The organism is Brachyspira catarrhinii, from assembly GCF_005518285.1.
GTDB classification, from domain to species: Bacteria; Spirochaetota; Brachyspiria; order Brachyspirales; family Brachyspiraceae; genus Brachyspira; species Brachyspira catarrhinii.
On record NZ_SJDU01000451.1, the window covers coordinates 1 to 1,644 of the forward strand.

Here is a 1,644-nt window from a genome sequence, read left to right on the forward strand (position 1 = left end):
GATTTTAATTATTTATCAAAAAACAAAAATGTTATAATAAATAAATGGAATACTCTATGGGCTAAATCTCATAGATAATAACATTGTAATAGTGAAAGTGGAGATATTTTAAAAATCTCCACTTTTTATTTTAAATTACTTTAATACTTTCCGCATCAATCAATAAAATTACGCCAATTATAGGATTAAAATTAAATTAGTTTATAATATAAATTATTTATTTAATTAATATCTATTACTCAATACATAAACATCGCATCGCCGTAAGAAAAAAATCTGTAATTATTCTCTATAGCGTTTTTATAAGCTTTCATTATATTCTCATATCCCGCGAACGCGCTCACCATAGCCAAAAGAGTCGAGTGAGGAGTATGGAAATTTGTTATTAAAGCGTCAATACATTTGAATTCGTAAGGAGGATAAATAAAAATGTTCGTAGCTCCTTTTAATCTTTTAAAATCTCCGTTATCGAATTCGCTCTCCAAAACTCTCGCTACCGTTGTTCCGCATGCAACGATTCTTCTTCCGTTTTTTTTCGTTTCTTTTATCAAATCGGCTGTTTCTTTTTCAATAACAAATTTTTCTTCATGCATTTTATGATTTTTAATATTATATTCTTTAAGCGGATTGAAAGTGGAAAAGCCGACATGCAAGGTAATATAACAAATTTCAATTCCGATATTTTTTATTTTACTTAAAAGCTCGCTTGTAAAATGAAGTCCCGAAGTGGGCGATGCAATACTTCCTTCGTTTTTGGCGTAAATATTTTGATAGAATTCTTTATCTCTGTCGTTATATTCGCTCTCTCCTCTTTTTTTTCTATTTTGAATTATATAAGGCGGAAGAGGAATATTTCCTATATTATTTAAAATATTCGTATCGAGCGGTTTTGAAAATTTGATTGATTTTGTCGAAATATTATCTTTTTCAATAATCGCTTCTATATTGTCGTAATCCAAAAATAAAATATCGTTTTCTTTAATATTTTTTCCTTTTATTAAACATTCCCAATAACTTTCGCTAAAATTAATTTTTTGTAAAAGTAGAATTTCGACTATTCCTCCCGTTTTCTTTTTTGCGTAAATTCTTGCGGGAATAACTTTGCTGTCGTTTAGAACTAAAATATCGTCTTTTTTAAGATAATTTATAATATCGTAAAAAAATTTATGTTCGATTTCTCCCGTCTTAATATTCATTGTCATTAATTTGCATTTGTCTCTATCGTAATTTGGATTTGTGGCTATTAAATTTTCTGGCAAATAAAAATTGTAAGTTTCTTTATTTAAATAGTCTATCATATTAAATTTATAGTTTTAAAAAGTTATTATTATTTTTTTCTGTCTTAAAAATTTAATTAAACTTTTCTTGCTCATAGAAGTCGACTTTAGCATGCAATATTCATCGTTAAGTTTAATTATATTTATTCCTTTTCTTTTAGCTTCGTGAATTATTTCTTCGATTTTATTTTGATTTTTTATATTAATAAGCGTAACATTTTCGTATATTGAAGAGACAATTCCTCTTTCATACCATCTTTTGAGATTCGTTTCGATATGTTTTTGAATACTTACGGAATTTTTTTCCAAAGTTTCTTTTAATATATTCAAAAAATTAAAAAAATTATATTTTAAAAAAATTATATTG

General features: G+C 26.0%; 1 protein-coding gene and 1 pseudogene. Both read right to left on the reverse strand.

Annotated features, from left to right (window positions below; translation table 11 throughout):
* Window positions 1–239: 239 nt before the first annotated feature.
* Window positions 240–1,298: a tRNA preQ1(34) S-adenosylmethionine ribosyltransferase-isomerase QueA gene (gene queA / locus EZH24_RS11400; protein WP_137999219.1), complete on the reverse strand. Its 1,059-nt coding sequence runs from the start codon at window positions 1,296–1,298 to the stop codon at window positions 240–242.
* A gap of 15 nt (window positions 1,299–1,313) precedes the next feature.
* Window positions 1,314–1,644, reverse strand: a pseudogene (locus EZH24_RS14255) (hypothetical protein); the annotation flags it as partial.

What these genes read in the sequence shown, in the direction of transcription:
- queA (WP_137999219.1), bottom strand. Translation starts at nt 1,298, where the DNA reads ATGATAGACTATTTAAATAAAGAAACTTACAATTTTTATTTGCCAGAA.